Consider the following 17,226-nt stretch of genomic DNA (forward strand, 5'->3'; position numbering starts at 1 on the left):
GTCATCACGCTAGGTGCGGCTCGGCGACCGGCGCTTCTCGATTCCTGACCGGTCTGGTCACCTGTTTCGCCACACACGGCGGCATTCCCGCCGTGGCGCCCGTCGCACGGCGTCGGTAGGCGCTGGGCGGCATGCCGACCAGCTCGGTGAAGCGGGTGCTGAAGGTGCCGAGCGACGAGCAGCCGACCGCGAAGCAGACCTCGGTGACGCTGAGGTCGCCACGACGCAGCAGCGCCATCGCGCGCTCGACGCGCCGCGTCATGAGATACGGGTACGGCGACTCGCCGTACGCCTGCCGGAACTGGCGGCTGAGGTGCCCGGCCGACATGTTGGCGCCGCGGGCGAGCGCCTCGACGTCCAGCGGCTGCGCGTACTCCCGGTCGATCCGGTCGGGGACCCGGCGCAGGCGCGCGAGGTCACTCAGGCGCTGCGCCTCGGCGAGTGCGCGCCCCCATGAGGGGTGACACATGGGAGAACTCCTTTCAACGATGTCCGTGAGCACCCGGTCCCCTGTCGAGCAGGCGACCGGGTGCTCGGCAGACCGGAGGGCTCAGGGCAGCTCCTGGATGCGGACCAGGTTGCCCGCGGGATCGCGGAAGGCGCAGTCGCGGATGCCATACGGCTGCTCGATCGGCTCCTGGACGACCTCGGCGTCGCCGGCCTGCAGCTTCTCGAAGGTGCCGTCGAGGTCGCGCGTGGCCAGCAAAATCCAGCCGTAGGTGCCCTTGGCCATCATCTCGGCGATGGTGCGGCGCTCCTCCTCGGTGACCCCGGGATCGGCGGCCGGCGGCGCCAGGAGGATGGACGTATCGGGCTGGCCGACGGGGCCGACCGTGATCCACCGCATCTTGCCCTGTCCGACGTCGCTGCGGACCTCGAAGCCGAGGGCGTCGCGGTAGAAGGCCAGGGAGGCGTCCGGGTCGACATGCGGGAGGAAGCTGGTGTGAATGGTGATGTCCATGACGATCACGTTAGGTGCGGCACCAGACCCGCACTTCTCGATTCCTGATCGATCCGGCCGCCTGCTCCGCCAGGTGCACCTAGGTACGGGTGTTCTCGTGCACCCAGGCGGCGTACGCCGGCTCCCCGCACTCCACCCGGGACACCAGGATCTCCGGCACCTCGTACGGGTGGGCGGCGCGGATCCGGTCGACCAGCGCGACCACCCGGTCGGGGGCGGTCTTGAACTGCACCGACCACTCGGTGCCGGTCTCCACGGCGGACCGCCACCAGTAGGTGCTGTCGACCTGGCCGCCCACCTGCGCGCAGGCCGCCAGCCGCCCGGCGACCGCCTCGGCCGCGAGCGCGTCCGCGACCGGGCGCGCGTCCACCACCGTCGTGACCACGCAGATCTGTTCCATCAGCGCACCCTACGCGGCGTCGCCACGGGTGGCCCCGACCCGCGCGGTCAGCCGGTCGTCACGCCGTCGCGGTTGGCGGCGATCCAGGCGTCGATCCGGGCCCACCAGTCGAAGAGCCAGTCGATGCGTTCCTGCCGGTCGGTCGGCACCTCCTCCGGCGGCACCGACCAGAAGCGCATCACGATCCGCTTGTCCATCGGCAGCTCCCGCCAGACGTCGGCCACGGTGACCATCCGGTCCAGCCCGGTGTGCGCCACGAAGATCACCCCGGCGTCCGGGGCGGCGTCCAGCGCGGCGAGCAGTCCGCCGGGCTGCGGCGCCAGCACGTGCCTCATCCGCTCGGCGCGCGACGCCATCCGCTCCAGCCCGAGCGCGCGGAGCCGGGCGATGGCCCGCAGCCGGCGGCTTGGCGTGAAGTTGCCGCCCTCCGGGAAGATCACGAACGCGTCGTCGTCGTCGAGTTCGGTGGCGAGCTGGCCGATCTGCCGGACCGCCGACTCACGGCCGTCCGGGCCGGGCGCGATGAACCGGTTGGGCAGCCGGTTGAGCAGCACGTCGATCGCCGGGTCCCACTGCAGGCTCTCCTTGAGCACGATCCGCGGCTCGCGGTGGAACCAGTTGACCAGCGCGTGGATCAGGATGAACGAGTCACCCGGCCCGGCGTGCCGGCAGAGCACCAGCTCCGGCCGGCCGGGCAGGGCCGTGTCCGGGTCGGTGCCGACCACGTCGATGCTCAGCCGCAGCGTCCAGCGGGCCTGCCAGAAGAGCACCCGCAGGAAGCGGCCGGCGAGCACGTAGTGCGCCCGCTGGAAGGCCGGCGAGCGCTTGCGCAGCCCGAACCCGGACGCCAGCCAGAGCAGGAAGAGCGCGGCCAGCGCCGCCGCGTCCCATACCAGGTAGACGGAGCCGATCCAGAGCAGGCGCAGCGGCCGCAGCCGGCCGGGCACGAAGGGCGACAGCGCCAGGCCGAGCAGCGCCCAGACCGGCACCGTGGTGACCACGGCCAGCGCGAGCAGCACCACGCCGGGGGCCAGCAGCATCCGGCGTACCCACCGGGGTGGCAGCGGCATCAGCGGTCCAGTTGGGTGGCCAGGTAGTGCCGGGAGGCGGTGTAGGCCCGGCTGATCCGCCGCCCCACCGCCGCCATGTCCCGGTAGGCCCACGGGCTGTCGTCGCGGGGCTTCAGCCCCCCGGTGGGCAGCACGTGGACCTCCACCCCGTCGGGCAGCGCCGCCATCTCCCGGGCGAACCGGTGCCGCCGGGCGATCTCGAACGCGACCTGGGCGATCTCCCAGGGCCGCTGGGGCGGCGTCAGCTCCCGTTCGATCCGACCCACCTGGAGTACGAAGATCCGCCGCGCGCCCAGCGCGACCGCCTCGCCGATCGGGATGGAGTTGACGATGCCCCCGTCGATGTAGTGCTGGTCGTTGATCCGGGCCGGTGGCAGCAGCCCGGGCACGGAGGCCGAGGCGAGCACGGCCGGCACCAGCGGACCGCTGTCGAACCAGTGCTCGGCGGCCCGCTCGATGTTCGCCGCGCAGCAGCGGAACGGCACCTTCAGGTCGGCGAAGGTGGTCTCGGCGCCCAGTTCGGACTCCAGCAGCTTGCGCAGCGGCCGGGGCGAGTGCAGGTGGGTACGCGCGGCGAACCGGCGCAGCTGGCGGGCGACCGAGTCGCCGTACACCTCGCTCGCCTCGGGCGAGGCCCAGAGCCGGACCAGCCGGTCGGTGACCGCCTCGGTCGGGTCGGCGGCGACCAGCGCGCCGTTGACCGCCCCGATGGAGGTGCCGAGCACGACGTCCGGGCGGATCCGGGCGCGGAACAAGGCGCGCAGCATGCCCACCTCGACCGCGCCGAGCACTCCCCCGCCGCCGAGCACGAACGCCACCGGACCCGCAACCATGTCGTTCATCCTGGCACGTGCCCGTCGCCGCGCCGGGTCCAGCCGCTGGTCACCCGGGTCCGGCCGGATCCAGGTGGCGGCGTGCGAGCCGTCCACGACGGAGGGTGACCGCGAATCCGGACGACCGTTGACACGGCGGACACATTCCCGCAACCTGATACCGCCCCCACCCCAGGCAGGTGCGATCACTGATGGCAGCGCTGCACGCCGGCAGGTTGCTGGCCCGCCGGTACCGGCTCGTCGACCAGATCGGGGCCGGTGGCATGTCGGTGATCTGGCGGGCCCGCGACGAGGTGCTCGACCGGATCGTCGCGGTCAAGGTGCTCGCCCCCTCCCTGGCCGCGGACGCCCGCTTCCGGGACATGGTCCGCGAGGAGGCCCGCTCCGCCGCCCAGCTGGTCCATCCGCACGTGACCTCGGTGCACGACTACGGCGAGACGCTGGCCCCGGACGGCTCGATCACCTCGTTCGTGGTGATGGAGCTGCTCACCGGGGAGGAGCTGGAGCACCGGCTCACCGAGGGGCCGCTGCCCTGGGCCGAGGCGGTCGAGGTGGGCGCCCAGGTGGCCGAGGCCCTCGCGGCCGCGCACCGGCTCGGCATCGTGCACCGGGACATCACCCCGTCCAACGTGATGATGACCCGGGTCGGCGCGAAGGTGCTGGACTTCGGCATCGCCACCCACGTCGGCGCCCCCGACGAGGACGAGGACGGCGGCACCTTCGGCACCCCCGCGTACGTGGCGCCGGAGCGGCTGGATGGGGCGCCGGCCCAGCCGGCCACCGACGTCTACTCCCTCGGCGTGCTGCTCTACGAGACGCTGACGGGCCAGGTGCCGTACCCGGCGGACACCTGGGAGCAGCTCGGCGAGGCGCTGGCCGCCGACGAACCGCCCACCCTGGACGGTGTGCCGGGGCTGCCGGCGCCGGTCGCCCGTACCTGCCTGCGCTGCCTGGCCCGCGACCCGCGCGACCGGCCCACCGCGCACCAGGTGGCCGCGGCGCTGCGCGACCAGCTGCTGCCCGGCGACCCGCAGGCGGCCACGATGCTCGCGCCGACCGTGACCCTGCCCGCGCTGCCCGACCCCGCAGCCGGGCAGGCGGAACCGGCCGGGCGATCCGCGCCGGCCGCAGGGCCGTCGCGGCGCCGGCGGCCGCTGCTGGTGGTGGCCGCGCTGGTGGTGGTGACCACGGCCGCCGCGCTGGTCGCCCCGACCCTGGTGCCGGAGTCGACGCCGCCGCCGGACGCCCGGCGGACCGGCGCCCCGGCGGTGCAGCCGACGATTTCGCCCGCCGAACCGTCCACCCTCCCGCCACGGGAGTCGACCGCGGCGGCGACCAGCGCGCCGCCGCCCCGACCGCGACCCACCCCGGACGGGGGGCAGGGCGCCGGTGGGCTCACCGAGGCCGCCGAGCGGCTGCGCCGGCTCATCGACGACGGGGTGCGCAGCGGCGACGTCCGCACCGACGTCGGCACCGACCTGCGCAACGTGCTGGCCAACCTGACCCGGGCGGCCGCCGACGGGCGGTCCGACCTGGCCGAGCCGGTGGCGCTGCTGCGCGACAAGGTCACTGACCGCGTCGACGAGGGCGGCATCACCCCGGCGTACGCGCGCCGGCTCGACGCGGCCATCGTGGACCTCGGCACCAGCCGGGTCTGACCTCCGGTCCGGGCTGCGCCGGTCCGTCGGCTCGCAGTCGCTGGTCTCCGCCTTCGTCTTCGCCCGGTCAGCGGGTGGCGACCGGCGTCGGCTGCCGGGCCGGCGCGGCGGCGCCGGAGGCGACCTGCCGGTACACCGCCTCGTAGCCCTCCGCCATCCGGTCGGTGGAGAAGTGCCGGGCCACGTGCGCGACGGAGGCCTGCGGGTCCAGCCGGTCCACCGCCAGCAGCGCCGCCGGCAGCTCGTCGGCCCGGTCCCGGGTCAGCCCGGTGACCCCGTCCACCACCAGCTCCGGCACGGCGCCGCGCCGCAGCGCCACAACCGGCGTACCGGTCGCCATCGCCTCCACCATCACCATGCCGAACGGCTCCTCCCACTGGATCGGCATGATCAGGCAGCGGGCGTCCAGCAGCAGTCGCAGGATCGCGTCCCGGTCGGCGTTGAACACCACGGTGACGTCCTCGTCCAGCAGCGGCTCGACCACGTCGGTGAAGTAGTGCCGCTCGGCGGGCTCGTTGCACTTGCCGGCCAGGGTCAGCGGCAGGCCGGCCGCGCGGCAGGCGCGGATCGCGAGGTCCGGGCCCTTGTCCGGGCTGAACCGGGCCAGCCAGAGCACCGGTCCCCGGCCGGGGCCCTGCTTGTGCGGGAACTGCCCCACGTCCAGCGCGTTGTGCACGGTCCCCACCCACGGCAGGGTCGGATTCAGCCGGCGCTGCGTGTGCGAGATGGCCACCAGCCCCACGCCCCGGTCGACGTCGCTGAGCACGGCCCCGTACTCCCCCACGGGGTTGCCGTGCACGGTGGCCACGGTCGGCACCGCCCGTCGGCCGGCGACCAGTGGGCCGATCGTGGTGTGGTCGTGGATCACGTCGAAGTCGGCTGCGGTGACCAGGTGCTTCACCCGGGCCAGGTGGGCGAGTTCCGGCAGCGCCTCGCCCAGCCGGGCGTACTGGAGGTCGTCGACGGTGGAGACGAAGTCGGCGGCAGTGCCGTGGTGCCGGCCCGCGCCGAACAGGGTCACCGCGTGGCCGCGCTCGACCAGCCGGTTCACCAGCCCGTGCACCAGCTGTTCCAGCCCGCCGTAGCCGGGCGGCGGCACCGACAGCCACGGCGGAACCACCATCGCGATCCGCAGCGGCCTTCCCGGCGGACTCTCCGACGGACGGTGGGTCACGGCCACAGGTCCTCCCCGTTGCTTCCCGATGAGCGGGATCGGCGGCGATTTCCCCACCCCGGCTGCGCTAAACGGACATTCGTCGGACGCGGCGGGCGGCTCAACCGGTGACGACGAGACGGTCGTCGACGGCCCGTACGCCCGGTGCCGACCAGGCGACCCGCTCCGCCTCGTCCCGCTCCCACCAGGAGCGGACCGTGCCGCCCAGGACGACGGTGTCGCCGGCCAGCTCGACGGTGATCGCCTCGGTGCCGGTCCGGCGGCGCAACGCCCGGCGCAGGTCCAGGGCGGTCTGCTCGGCGCTGGGCGGGGCCGGCGGCACCACCTCGACCAGGTTGGTCACCCCGCGTACGCCGCGCAGCCGGCGCAGCTCCTGCTCGGCGGTGCGCCGCTGGTAGCCGAACTCCACCTCGCCGCGCAGCATCAGCCAGCCGTCGGAGACCGTCACGTCCAGCCGCTCGGCGGGCACGAAGCTGTCCCACTCCAGCGCCCGTACGGCGGCGAGGGCGAGTTCGCCGTCGTCCTGACCGTCCAGGCCGGGCAGGCGTACCTCGATGTCGTCGGCGACCGCCCGCACGCCTCGTACCCGGTGCGCGCAGCGCTGCGCCGCCCACTTGCGGGCGTAGCTGTCCACCCGGCCGGTAAGGGTGACCACGCCGTCGGCGACGCTCACCCCGATCTCGTGCGGCTGGGCCTGCGGGTCCCAGGCCAGTTCGTCGAGCACGTCGCGCTGGATGTGCGGATCGGTGCGGGTGGCCGCTGCCGTCGTCATGGCGTCCCCTCCCGTGCGGTCGGCTCCTGGCGAGGATGCCGACTCCTCGGGTGAGGCCGGTTCACCCTGGCGGGGTGAACCGGCACCGGACCGGCGTCGGGGGCCACGGGGTGCGAAAAAAGGCGACGGGTGACGGAGCCAACCCCCTTGGCTCCGCCACCCGCCGCCCCGGAGGAGGCAGGTCTGGTGTTATGACGTCTCGGCGAGCGTCACGGTTGCCTTCGCCTCGGCACCATTTCGCTTGTAGGTCACCTCGACCCGGTCGCCGACCTTGCCGGCCTGCACGGCGCCGACCAGATCGTTGGAGTCCTTGACCACCTTGTCGCCGAACCGGGTGATCACGTCGCCCCGCTGGATGCCGGCCTTCTCGGCGGCGCTGCCCGGCACGACCGCGGCGACCAGCGCCCCGCCGTCCTCGGCGGCGTTGACGCTCACCCCGAGGGACGGGTGGCTGACCTTCTCGCCGCGCTGGAGCTTCTCGGCGACGTCCTTGGCCTTGTTGCTGGGGATCGCGAAGCCGACCCCGATGTTGCCGCTGCTGCCCTGTCCGGCGGTGGCGATCGCGGTGTTGATGCCGATCACCTCGCCCCGGGTGTTGACCAGCGCGCCGCCGGAGTTGCCGGGGTTGATCGGCGCGTCGGTCTGGAGCAGCCCGGAGATCGAGCTGGCGCCCTGCTGCGGGTTCTGCTGCTGCCCGTTCTCGCCGGCCTGGATGGTCCGGTCCCGGGCGCTGAGGATGCCGGCGGTGACCGAGCCCTGCAGGCCCAGCGGGCTGCCCAGGGCGAGCACCTGGTCGCCGACCTGCATCCCGTCGCTGTCGCCGAACTTCGCGGCCTTCAGGTCGCTGACGCCGCTGGCCTTGACCACGGCGAGGTCGGTCTTCGGGTCGGTACCGACGATCTTGGCCTGGGCGGTCTTGCCGTCGGCGAAGACCACCCGGACCGTGTCGCCGGAGGCGGAGGCGACCACGTGGTTGTTGGTCAACACGAAGCCGTCCGCGCTCAGGATCACGCCGGAGCCCTCGCCGTTGTCCGTGATGATGGAGACCACGCTGTCCTGCACGGCGGCGGCGATCTTCGGCAGGTCGGCGCTGTTGATCACCGGCGCGGCCGAGTAGGTGCGGGTGATGCCGCCGGAGTCGCCGTCGACCGCGAGAGCGAGCGCGCCACCGGCCACGCCCGAGCCGAGCATCAGGGCGAAGACCGCCACGCCGGCGCCGACGAACTTGGCCACCTTCGAGGGGCGCGGGCCGGCGGCCCAGGGCGGCACCGGCTGCCCGCCGTGCTGCGGCGGGACCGGCCCACCGGGCCCCTGCGCACCCGGGTAGCCCGCCGTCCAGCCGGGCTGCTGCCCCGGCTGGTAGCCGGCGGCCGGGTACTGACCGGCGGACGGGTACGGCTGGTAGCCGGGGCGGTAGGCCTGGTCGCCACCGTGCGCCCCGCCCGGGTACGGCGCGGCGGAGGCCTGACCCGCCTGCGGATACCCGGCTGACGGGTACCCGGCACCGGAAGCCTGGCCGGCGTACGGCGCGGCGGAAGTCTGCCCGGCGGCCGGGTACGGGCCGGCCGCGGTCTGGCCGCCGTACGGGGCGGCCGAGGTCTGGGCGTCCGGCGCGGTGGCGGCGCTCGGCTGGGTGCCGGCCGGCTCCCCCGCGGTGCCGGCGGCGTCGCCCGGGGGGACCGGGCGAGGTTCGGTGGAGTCGGACTGCCCATGCTCGACGCGGGACAGCTCGGCGGTGGGGTGCGACGGCTCCGCCTCGGGGGCGGCCGGCCGCCGCTGCGGGTCGGTCTCGAACTCGGTCATGGCTCCACTTTCTCCCGTCGCACTGGCACCATCCTGGAACCCGCCTGAATGTTTTCTGAAAGTCACTCGATCTCGCCGTCGACGTCCGGCAGCAGCGGCAGCCGGACCCGGAAGGTTGCCCCGCCGCCCGGGGTCTCGGCGACCTGCACGGTGCCGTGGTGGGCGGTGACCAGGGCGGCGACGATGGCCAGCCCCAGCCCGGTGCTGGTGATCCCGCTCGCCCGGCGGGTCCGGGCCGCGTCGGCGCGGTAGAAGCGCTCGAACACCCGCTCGGCCTGCTCCGGGGTGAGGCCCGGGCCGGTGTCGGCCACCTCGACCACGGCCAGGTTCCCCGGCTCGGTGCGCAGGCGCAGGGTCACCGAGGCCTCGGGCGGGGTGTGGGTGAGCGCGTTGGTCATCAGGTTGCCGATGACCTGCCGCAACCGGGCGTCGTCGCCGTGCACCACCAGCGGCCCCGAGCCGGGCTCGATCTCCAGCTCGACCCGCCGGTCGGGGGCGACCACCCGGGCGGCCTGCACGGCGTCGGAGGCGAGCACCGGCAGCTCGACCGGGGCCAGCGAGAGGGGCCGTTCCCGGTCCAGCCGGGCCAGCAGCAGCAGATCCTCCACCAGCAGCCCCATCCGGGCCGCCTCGTCCTCGATGCGGCGCAGCAGGTCGGCGGTCTGCTCGGGCGCGCGGGCCGCGCCCTGCCGGTACAGCTCGGCGAAGCCACGGATGGTGGTCAGCGGGGTACGCAGCTCGTGCGAGGCGTCCGCGACGAACTGCCGCATCCGCTCCTCCGAGCGGCGGGCCCGCGCCTCGGAGATCTGCGCGGCGTGTGCCGCGTCCCGGGCGCCGGCCTCGGCCGAGCGGGCGGCGGTCTCCGACGCGGCCCGGGCGGTGAAGGCGGCCTCGATCTGGGCCAGCATCACGTTCAGCGCGCGGGAGAGCCGGCCAAGCTCGGAGGTCGCGCACTCCTGCCCCTCCTCCGGGTCGGGCACCCGTCTGGTGAGGTCGCCCCCGGCGATCGCGCCGGCGGTGCGCTCGATCTCCACCAGCGGCTTGAGGCTGGTCCGTACGATCGCCGCGCCGATCGAGGCGAGCAGGATCAGCACCGCCCCGCCGACCAGGAGGTCTATCCAGACCAGCCGCTTGACGGCCAGGTCGACGTCGGTCATGTGCTGGCCGACCGCCAGCACGCTGCCGTCCGGCAGCTCGCGGTAGAGCATCCGCCAGCGGTCGTGGCCGTCCTGGGCCCGGACGGTGAAGGGCTCACCCTCCTCGGCCCGGAAGCCGGCCACGTCGGCCGGGATCGGCGGCAGGTCGTCGCGCTCCAGGACCGGGTCGTACCCGATGATCTCGCCGCCGTCGGCGTTGGCCAGCGCGACGACGTAGTCGGTGGGCAGCGACGCGCGCACCCGACCGGACTGCAGGTCGGGCAGGACCCGGCCGACCTGGACGCTGGCCGCCTGGAGCTCGGCGTCCACCTGGCCGACCAGGTAGTTGCGGAGGAAGTACGTGGTCAGCGAGCTGATCACGACCAGCGCGGCGGCGACCAGCGCCAGCACCGCCGCGACCAGCTTGATCCGCAACGGGACGCTGCGGAGTCGGCCCTTCGCGTCGTGCAGGACGCTCATCGGTGCACCGTGGTTCGCGACTGCGGGGCCCGCGGAACCGGCTCAGTCCTCGCGCTCACGCTGCCGGCTTGCGCAGCACGTAGCCCACCCCGCGCAGGGTGTGGATCAGCCGGGGCTGGGTGTTGTCCACCTTGCGGCGCAGGTACGAGATGTAGGACTCGACGATGTTGTCGTCGCCCCGGAAGTCGTAGTTCCAGACGTGGTCCAGGATCTGCGCCTTGCTGAGCACCCGGTTGGCGTTGAGCATCAGGTAGCGCAGCAGCTTGAACTCGGTCGGCGAGAGCTGCACCCGCTGGCCGGCCCGGTGCACCTCGTGGGTCTCCTCGTCCAGCTCCAGGTCGGCGAAGGTGAGCCGGGAGGGGGCGTGCTCGCCTGTGGCCGTACGCCGCAGCACCGCGCGGATCCGGGCGGTCAGCTCCTCCAGGCTGAACGGCTTGGTGACGTAGTCGTCGCCGCCCAGGGTGAGCCCACGGATCTTGTCGTCGGTGGCGTCCCGCGCCGTCAGGAACACCACCGGGGTGCGGGTGCCGCCCTCGCGGAGCATCCGGATGACCTCGAAGCCGTCCAGGTCGGGCAGCATCACGTCGAGGACCACGAGGTCGGGACGGTGGTCCTTCGCGGTGCTCAACGCCGCGCTGCCGCTGGTGGCGGTAGCCACGTCGAAGCCGGCGAAGCGCAGGCTGGCGGAGAGCAGTTCGAGGATGTTGGGATCGTCCTCGACGACGAGCAGTCGCGCCTCGGTCTGGGTAGCGGCCATGCCCGCCATCATCCGCGACGCGGCTGCGCCGGCGCTGGACGCTTCCTGAAAAGACCCTGTGAGCCGCGTCAGCGCAGCAGCCGACGCAGCCCGTCGAGCGCGCCGTCGAGGACCCGGATCGCCGTCCGCAACTGGTTGTCGGAGAGCCGGTGCGCCCGGACCAGCCCGCCGACCTCCATGGTGAAGGCGGCCAGCCGCTGGTCGAACTCGGTCAGCAGCGGTGAGGCCGCGGCGGCGGGAGCCGGCGGCGGCACCGGCCGGTCCCAGCGGGCCTGCCGGGTCTGCCGGGCCGCCTCGCGCAGCTCGCGCTTGAGGTCCCGGACCGAGCCGCGAACCTCGGTCTGGATCTCCCCGGCGAGGGTGGAGAGGTCCTGCACCGAGGCGCTGATGTCGGCTTCCAGGGTGGCCAGCTCGTCGGCGCGCTGCCGCAGCTCCGCCCGGCCGGCCTCGGTGATCTCGTAGACCTTGCGGCCGCCGGCCGCGGTGTGGGTGACCAGCCCCTCCACCTCCAGCCGTTGCAGGCGGGGATAGATGGTGCCGGCGCTCGGGGCGTACAGGCCGAGGAAGCGGTCCTCCAGCAGCCGGATCAGCTCGTAGCCGTGCTTCGGGCCGTCGTCGAGCAGCTTGAGCAGGTAGAGCCGGAGCCGCCCGTGACTGAACACGGCGGTCACGGCAGCTCCTCCTGGTCGTCGTCCACCGGACGGGCGAGCAGCGCGATGCTGCCCGACGTCGCGGAGGCCCAGAGCTTACCCTCGCCCGCCCCGAGGACTCCCTCGCTGTCGCGCACCGCGGCCAGGCCCCGGCTGGCCAGCACCTGGGGGAAGCCGCTGGTGATGCGGCCGGAGGTGGTGTGCAGCCGGACGGCGAGGTCGCTGTCCTCGCGGACCCGGACGGTGATGCTGCCGGAGATGGTGCTGAGCCGGATCTCGCTGCGGCGGGGGTTGTCGAAGTCGCAGGTGATGGCCCCGGAGACGGTGTGCGCGCGGACCTGGCCCGGTGCGCTGTCGGCCAGGATGACCTCGCCGGAGACGGTCTCCAGGGTGACCTCGCCGGCCACCCCGAGCGCCTCCACCGGACCGGAGACGATCTTCGCGGCGGTGGCGCCGCGCAGCCCCATCAGGGTGATCTGGCCGGAGGTCACGTCGGCCCGGGTCCGCCCGCGCAGCCCGGAGGCGACCAGCGAGCCGTCGATCAGTTTGAGGGTGGCCGCCACGTGGGCGGGGACCGCGACGGAGACGTCGACCCGAGGCCAGCGGGCCAGTGGGCCGACCCACCGGAACACCTCCGACCAGCGGAACTTCCGCTCCTGGACGACGCTGAGCCGCCCGTCGCGGTGCTCGACGTGGATCGGCCGGCCCTCGCCGCCGGCCTGGGTGATGTCGACCCGGGCCGGGCCGTCGGTGGCGACCACGTTGAGCCGACCGCTGATCAGCCGCACGTCGAGCTCGGTGACCGGGTCGTCCAGGGTGAAGCGTCGCGGCTGCTCGACCGTCCAGCGGGTCATGGCGTCCTCCCCTCGATGCGCACGGCCGGCGGCCCACGCTCGGGAGGAGCCTAACGCGATACATCGCGATAGAACAAGACACGTCGTGAGTCGGGTGCGCGTCAGGCCGCCAGGTCCAGCTCCCGTCCGGCGGCCGGCGCGCGGGTCGGGACGACCGCGCCGAGGGGACCGCCGACGACCGGCACGGCCACCGGCCGGAGCGGGACGGGCCGAGCCGGCACCAGGTGGACCGCCGACTCGGCGGCCCGCGCCAGCGCCCGCCGGTCCGCGTCCCGGGCGGGATGCAGGGCCGCGGCGACCCGGACGGTGACCACCAGGTCGCGGGCGGCGAGCACCCGGCGTACCGACCGCCAGAGGGTGTCGTCGCCGAGGAAGGCGGCCGCCGTGGTGGCCTCGCCGGTCGCGGCGCAGCGGTAGCCGACGCGCAGCGGCACCACCGGCGCCCCGGCGTCGATCGCCGCCTGGAACACGGCCGGCCGGAACCCCCGTCCCGGCCGGCAGTCGCCGGCGGTCGGGGTGCCGCACCAGGTCGTACCCTCCGGGAAGACCGCGACCGGGTCACCGGCCCGCAGCGCCCCGGCGATCCGGGCGACGGTCGCCGGCAGCTCGCGGGGCCGGGCCCGGTCGACGAAGAGCGCGCCGCCCGCGCGGGCCAGCACCCCGACCAGCGGCCAGGCCCGGACCTCCCGCTTGGCCAGCATCCGGGCCGGCGAGACGGCCAGCACCGCCAGCACGTCCAGCCAGGAGACGTGGTTGGCGACCAGCAGCGCGCGCCGGCGCGGCGGTCGGCCCCGCACCTCCAGCCGCACCCCGAGGGCGCCCGCCGTCGCCCGCGCCCAGCCGCGCAGCGCGGTCGCGCGCGACGCCGCCGGCAGCACCGGCAGCAGGCCGGCCAGGACGGCCCCCACCAGCAGCATCCCGAGTACGCCCAGCAGCCGGGCCACCCGCCGGGCGACGGGTACGGCGGGCACCTGCCCCGACACCGGCAGGCAGTCCGGACCGCAGCCGGAGGTGGGCCGCCACAGCTCGGCGCTCACTCCTGCGCCCCGCCCAGGAAGTGCCGCAGGTAGCGCGGGTTCATCCGGTCCAGGGAGAAGAGCACGTAGAAGTCGGCCACCCCGAAGTCCGGGTCGTACGCCGGCTCCCCGGCGACCCAGGCGCCCAGCCGGAGGTAGCCGCGCAGCAGCGGCGGGATCAGCGCCTGCCCGGCGGCGCCGCCCTCGGCGGTGTCCAGCGCGACCGCCCCCGGCTCGGCGAACCAGGGCCGCAGCGGACGGACCCGCAGCAGCGGCGGCGCCAGGTGCCGGGCGCGCGCCCGGGCCCACACCTCGGCGGCGGCCCGGCCCCCGTCGCCCACCGGCACCGAGGCGCAGCCACCCAGCCAGCGGGAGCCGCGCAGGTGCAGGTAGCGGGTGATGCCCGCCCACATCAGGTTGATCACGGCACCCGAGCGGTGGTCGGGGTGGACGCAGGAGCGGCCGGCCTCCACCAGGACGTCGCGCAGCGGGTCCAGGGAGGCCAGGTCGAACTCGCTCTCGGCGTACCGGCGGTCGGTGCGTCCCGGCGGCAGCAGCCGGTACGTGCCGACCACCGCGCCGGTGCGCTCCTCGCGCACGATCAGGTGGTCGCAGTGGCTGTCGAGGTCGTCGACGTCCAGCCCGGCCCCGCCTGGGCGCAGGGTCGCGCCCAGCTCGGTGGCGAAGACTTCGTGGCGCAGGCGTTGCGCGGCCGCGACCTGGGTGGGGTCGTCGGCGATCAGCAGGGTGTATCCGCTGGTCGTCAGGGGTGCGCCAGCAGCGTGCAGAACGGCCATGGGATCTGTGTAGGTGGCCGGGGTTGCCGGCCGCCCCGGCGAAGAGTGTCGATTTGGTGAACGGCGGTCGGCGGTCCGCCCCGAACCGCCGACGCCGGGCTACCTGACCTTCCGCCGAGCCGGCGTGGCAGGCTGCCCGGGCGGACCCGGCGGCGGTGCCGGGCACGACGGAGGTGCGTCGATGATCATCGAGTCCCGGTTCAACGGGCCGCCCGGATCGGGCAACGGCGGGTGGAGCGCCGGGGTCTTCGCCGAGGCGTACGGGGGCGACCGGCCGGTCGAGGTGACGCTGCGCCGCCCGCCCCCGCTGGAGACCCCGCTGACGCTGGCCGACGGCGACGTCCTCGACCCGGACGGGCAGCTCGTCGCCCAGGTCCACCCGACCGACGACCCGCCCACGGCGGTCGCCCCGGTCGACCCGGCGACGGCGGCGGCCGCCTCGGCCGCGTACCCCGGCCTGCGGGACCACCCCTTCCCCGGCTGCTACGTCTGCGGCCCGGACCGCCCGGACGGGCTGCGGATCTTCCCGGGACGGCTGCCGGACGGCCGGACCGCCGCGCCGTTCCGCGCCCCCGACCGGGTGGTGCCCGCCACGGTCTGGGCGGCGCTGGACTGCCCGGGCGGCTGGGCGGTCATCGCCCCGGGCCGGCCGTATGTCCTCGGCCGGGTCGCCGCGGTCGTCGACGCGCTGCCCCGGCCCGGCGACGAGTGCGTGGTGACCGGCGAGCTGGTCGGCGGCGAGGGGCGCAAGGCGGTCGTGCGCACCAGCCTGTACGGTCCGACCGGCGCGCTGCTCGGCCGGGCCCGGGCCACCTGGATCGCGCTGCCCCCGGAACCCGCCTCTCGTCCCTGAGGACGACCGCCTCCTGCGTGAGGTGGAGCCCGGACTACGGACCGCGCCCGATTGACCGGGTTGCGCGCCCTTGCCAGGCTGTGCCCCGGCGCTCTCCGCAACGGCGCCGCACATCGCGGCGCGTGACGCGCCGCCGCACGGGAGGAGCACGATGTCCGACGGGCAGTGGAGCCCCAGCACCGGGACCGGCCAGATCGTGGTGTCCGGACTGACGAAGCACTACAAGAACGTCCGGGCGGTGGACAACCTGTCCTTCACCGTCGAACCGGGGCGGGTGACCGGCTTCCTCGGCCCGAACGGCGCCGGCAAGACCACCACGCTGCGCATGCTGCTGAACCTGGTCACTCCGACCAGCGGCGACGCCACCGTGGACGGGGTCCGCTACGCCGACCTGACCGACCCGCTGCGGCACGTGGGCGCGGTGCTGGAGGCGTCCAGCGCGCACAAGGGCCGCACCGGCCTCAACCACCTCCGGGTGATCTGCGCCGCGGCCGGGCTGCCCCGGCAGCGCGCCGACGAGGCGCTCGCCCTGGTCGGGCTGACCCCGGCCGCCCGGCGCAAGTTCAAGGGCTACTCGCTGGGCATGAAGCAGCGGCTCGGCATCGCCGCCGCGATGCTCGGTGACCCGCGGGTGCTGATCCTGGACGAGCCGGCCAACGGGTTGGACCCGGAGGGCATCCGGTGGATGCGCGGGTTCCTCAAGAGCCTGGCCCAGGAGGGCCGCACGGTGCTGGTCTCCAGCCACCTGCTCTCCGAGATGCAGCTGCTCGCCGACGACGTGGTGATCATCGCCGCCGGCCAGCTGGTCCGGCAGGGGCCGGTCGAGCAGGTCATCGGCTCGATGGCCCAGGGCGTGCGGGTGCGGGTACGCACCCCGCAGGCCGACGAGCTCGTCGCCGCGCTGAAGGCGCAGTCGGCCACCGTCACCCCGGACGAGCACGGTGTCCTGCTGGTGGACGGGGCGGACGCCCCGACCGTCGGCCGGGTCGCCCTGGCCGCCGGGGTGGAACTGCACGAACTCACCACGGAACGACCCGACCTGGAACGGGTCTTCCTGGAACTGACGGCCGGGAAGGCGGGCATCCGATGAACCTGGTCCGAGCCGAGCTGCTCAAGATCCGTACGACCAACACCTGGTGGCTGTTCGGCCTCGGCGCGCTGGTCACCCTGGCCCTGGCGTTCCTGGTCAACGCGCTCAACGCCAACCTCATCCTCAGCGGCCCGCAGGACGTGGAGGGCCTGCCGCGGGAGCAGGCCGAGCAGGTCCTGGCCTCGGCCGACGAGGTCTACCAGGCGGCGAACCTGTTCACCTCGGGGCAGTACTTCGGACTGCTCTTCGTGCTGCTGCTCGGCATCATCGTGGTGACGAACGAGTTCTACCACCAGACCGCGACGTCCACCTTCCTCACCACCCCGCACCGGACGGTGGTGGTCGCTGCCAAGCTGGTCGCGGCGGGGCTGATCGGCGCGTTCTTCTGGCTGGTCACCACCGTGCTGACCGTGCCGGCGACGCTGATCTTCTTCGCGGTCAAGGGGTGGGACGCGCACCTGGGCGAGTCGGACATCACCCGCGCCATCCTGCTCAACCTGCTGGCGTACGTGCTCTGGGGCGTCTTCGGGGTCGGCTTCGGCGTGCTGATCCGCAGCCAGATCGGGGCGACCATCACCGCCGTGGTGCTCTACCTGGTCGGCACGACCGCGGCGACCCTGGTCTTCTTCCTGCTCCAGCAGTGGCTGGAGCAGGACTGGATCAGCAAGCTGGCGGTGATCGTGCCGTCCACCGCGTCCTCGCTGATGATCAGCGGCACCGAACTGCCGGGCAACCCGCCGCAGTGGGTGGGCGCGGTGGTCCTGATCGCGTACGCCGTGGTGACCTCGGCGGCCGGCAGCCTCATCATGCGGCGCCGCGACATCGCCTGAGCCGGACCCGGGCGACGGCCCCGGCGGTGGCGGTGACGTCACCGACCGGGGCCGTCGCGTCAGGGCCGGCCCTAACAGGAGTGGACGCGACA

18 protein-coding genes are annotated in these 17,226 nt (G+C 74.3%); 4 read left to right on the forward strand and 14 right to left on the reverse strand.

Annotated features, from left to right (window positions below; translation table 11 throughout):
- Positions 1–4: 4 nt before the first annotated feature.
- The 5 genes from ACTWM8_RS25540 to ACTWM8_RS25560 form a co-directional block, all read right to left on the reverse strand.
- Positions 5–469 carry a helix-turn-helix transcriptional regulator gene (locus tag ACTWM8_RS25540; protein ID WP_446211220.1) on the reverse strand — a complete coding sequence of 155 codons (465 nt, stop codon included), beginning with the start codon at positions 467–469 and terminating at the stop codon, positions 5–7.
- 81 nt (positions 470–550) lie between these two features.
- Entirely contained in the window at positions 551–961 is a 411-nt protein-coding gene (locus ACTWM8_RS25545) for a VOC family protein (RefSeq protein ID WP_446214673.1), read from the reverse strand.
- Positions 962–1,040: 79 nt separating this feature from the next.
- Complete coding sequence (gene cutA, locus ACTWM8_RS25550; RefSeq protein WP_154942211.1) at positions 1,041–1,361, reverse strand: divalent-cation tolerance protein CutA; 321 nt, start codon at positions 1,359–1,361, stop codon at positions 1,041–1,043.
- 47 nt (positions 1,362–1,408) lie between these two features.
- On the reverse strand, positions 1,409–2,431 hold the full coding sequence (locus ACTWM8_RS25555; RefSeq protein WP_446211221.1) for a 1-acyl-sn-glycerol-3-phosphate acyltransferase: 1,023 nt from the start codon (positions 2,429–2,431) through the stop codon (positions 1,409–1,411).
- A complete protein-coding gene (locus ACTWM8_RS25560; protein ID WP_446211222.1) occupies positions 2,431–3,264 on the reverse strand; it encodes a patatin-like phospholipase family protein in 834 nt (277 codons plus the stop codon). The genes ACTWM8_RS25555 and ACTWM8_RS25560 overlap by 1 nt, the downstream gene beginning before the upstream one ends.
- A gap of 191 nt (positions 3,265–3,455) precedes the next feature.
- On the opposite strand from ACTWM8_RS25560, the gene ACTWM8_RS25565 reads away from it, so the two are divergent.
- Positions 3,456–4,922: a protein kinase domain-containing protein gene (locus tag ACTWM8_RS25565; RefSeq protein WP_446211223.1), complete on the forward strand. Its 1,467-nt coding sequence runs from the start codon at positions 3,456–3,458 to the stop codon at positions 4,920–4,922.
- 67 nt (positions 4,923–4,989) lie between these two features.
- On the opposite strand, the gene ACTWM8_RS25570 is transcribed toward ACTWM8_RS25565, so the two are convergent.
- The 9 genes from ACTWM8_RS25570 to ACTWM8_RS25610 all read right to left on the reverse strand — a co-directional run bounded on the left by ACTWM8_RS25570 (position 4,990) and on the right by ACTWM8_RS25610 (position 14,361).
- Positions 4,990–6,045: a glycosyltransferase family 4 protein gene (locus ACTWM8_RS25570; protein ID WP_446214674.1), complete on the reverse strand. Its 1,056-nt coding sequence runs from the start codon at positions 6,043–6,045 to the stop codon at positions 4,990–4,992.
- 151 nt (positions 6,046–6,196) lie between these two features.
- On the reverse strand, positions 6,197–6,868 hold the full coding sequence (locus ACTWM8_RS25575; protein ID WP_446211224.1) for a BON domain-containing protein: 672 nt from the start codon (positions 6,866–6,868) through the stop codon (positions 6,197–6,199).
- Positions 6,869–7,057: 189 nt separating this feature from the next.
- Positions 7,058–8,671: a trypsin-like peptidase domain-containing protein gene (locus tag ACTWM8_RS25580; RefSeq protein WP_446211225.1), complete on the reverse strand. Its 1,614-nt coding sequence runs from the start codon at positions 8,669–8,671 to the stop codon at positions 7,058–7,060.
- A gap of 62 nt (positions 8,672–8,733) precedes the next feature.
- The gene (locus ACTWM8_RS25585; RefSeq protein ID WP_446211226.1) at positions 8,734–10,287 is read right to left on the reverse strand and encodes a sensor histidine kinase; all 1,554 of its coding nucleotides are present in this window, start codon (positions 10,285–10,287) and stop codon (positions 8,734–8,736) included.
- Positions 10,288–10,342: 55 nt separating this feature from the next.
- On the reverse strand, positions 10,343–11,044 hold the full coding sequence (locus tag ACTWM8_RS25590; RefSeq protein WP_334569091.1) for a response regulator transcription factor: 702 nt from the start codon (positions 11,042–11,044) through the stop codon (positions 10,343–10,345).
- 68 nt (positions 11,045–11,112) lie between these two features.
- A complete protein-coding gene (locus tag ACTWM8_RS25595) occupies positions 11,113–11,715 on the reverse strand; it encodes a PadR family transcriptional regulator (RefSeq protein ID WP_446211227.1) in 603 nt (200 codons plus the stop codon).
- A complete protein-coding gene (locus ACTWM8_RS25600; RefSeq protein WP_377607617.1) occupies positions 11,712–12,548 on the reverse strand; it encodes a DUF4097 family beta strand repeat-containing protein in 837 nt (278 codons plus the stop codon). The genes ACTWM8_RS25595 and ACTWM8_RS25600 overlap by 4 nt, the downstream gene beginning before the upstream one ends.
- Before the next feature lie 101 nt (positions 12,549–12,649).
- Positions 12,650–13,585, reverse strand: a complete 936-nt coding sequence (locus tag ACTWM8_RS25605; RefSeq protein WP_446211228.1) for a lysophospholipid acyltransferase family protein — start codon at positions 13,583–13,585, stop codon at positions 12,650–12,652.
- On the reverse strand, positions 13,582–14,361 hold the full coding sequence (locus tag ACTWM8_RS25610; RefSeq protein WP_446211229.1) for a GNAT family N-acetyltransferase: 780 nt from the start codon (positions 14,359–14,361) through the stop codon (positions 13,582–13,584). Before ACTWM8_RS25610 ends, ACTWM8_RS25605 begins: the two co-directional genes overlap by 4 nt.
- Positions 14,362–14,542: 181 nt before the next feature.
- On the opposite strand from ACTWM8_RS25610, the gene ACTWM8_RS25615 reads away from it, so the two are divergent.
- The 3 genes from ACTWM8_RS25615 to ACTWM8_RS25625 all read left to right on the forward strand — a co-directional run bounded on the left by ACTWM8_RS25615 (position 14,543) and on the right by ACTWM8_RS25625 (position 17,134).
- Entirely contained in the window at positions 14,543–15,214 is a 672-nt protein-coding gene (locus ACTWM8_RS25615; RefSeq protein ID WP_446211230.1) for a hypothetical protein, read from the forward strand.
- 151 nt (positions 15,215–15,365) lie between these two features.
- Positions 15,366–16,304: an ABC transporter ATP-binding protein gene (locus ACTWM8_RS25620; protein ID WP_210774495.1), complete on the forward strand. Its 939-nt coding sequence runs from the start codon at positions 15,366–15,368 to the stop codon at positions 16,302–16,304.
- Entirely contained in the window at positions 16,301–17,134 is an 834-nt protein-coding gene (locus tag ACTWM8_RS25625) for an ABC transporter permease subunit (RefSeq protein WP_446211231.1), read from the forward strand. Before ACTWM8_RS25620 ends, ACTWM8_RS25625 begins: the two co-directional genes overlap by 4 nt.
- Positions 17,135–17,226 lie beyond the last annotated feature (92 nt).

Source organism: Micromonospora sp. IBSANI012, assembly GCF_052814045.1.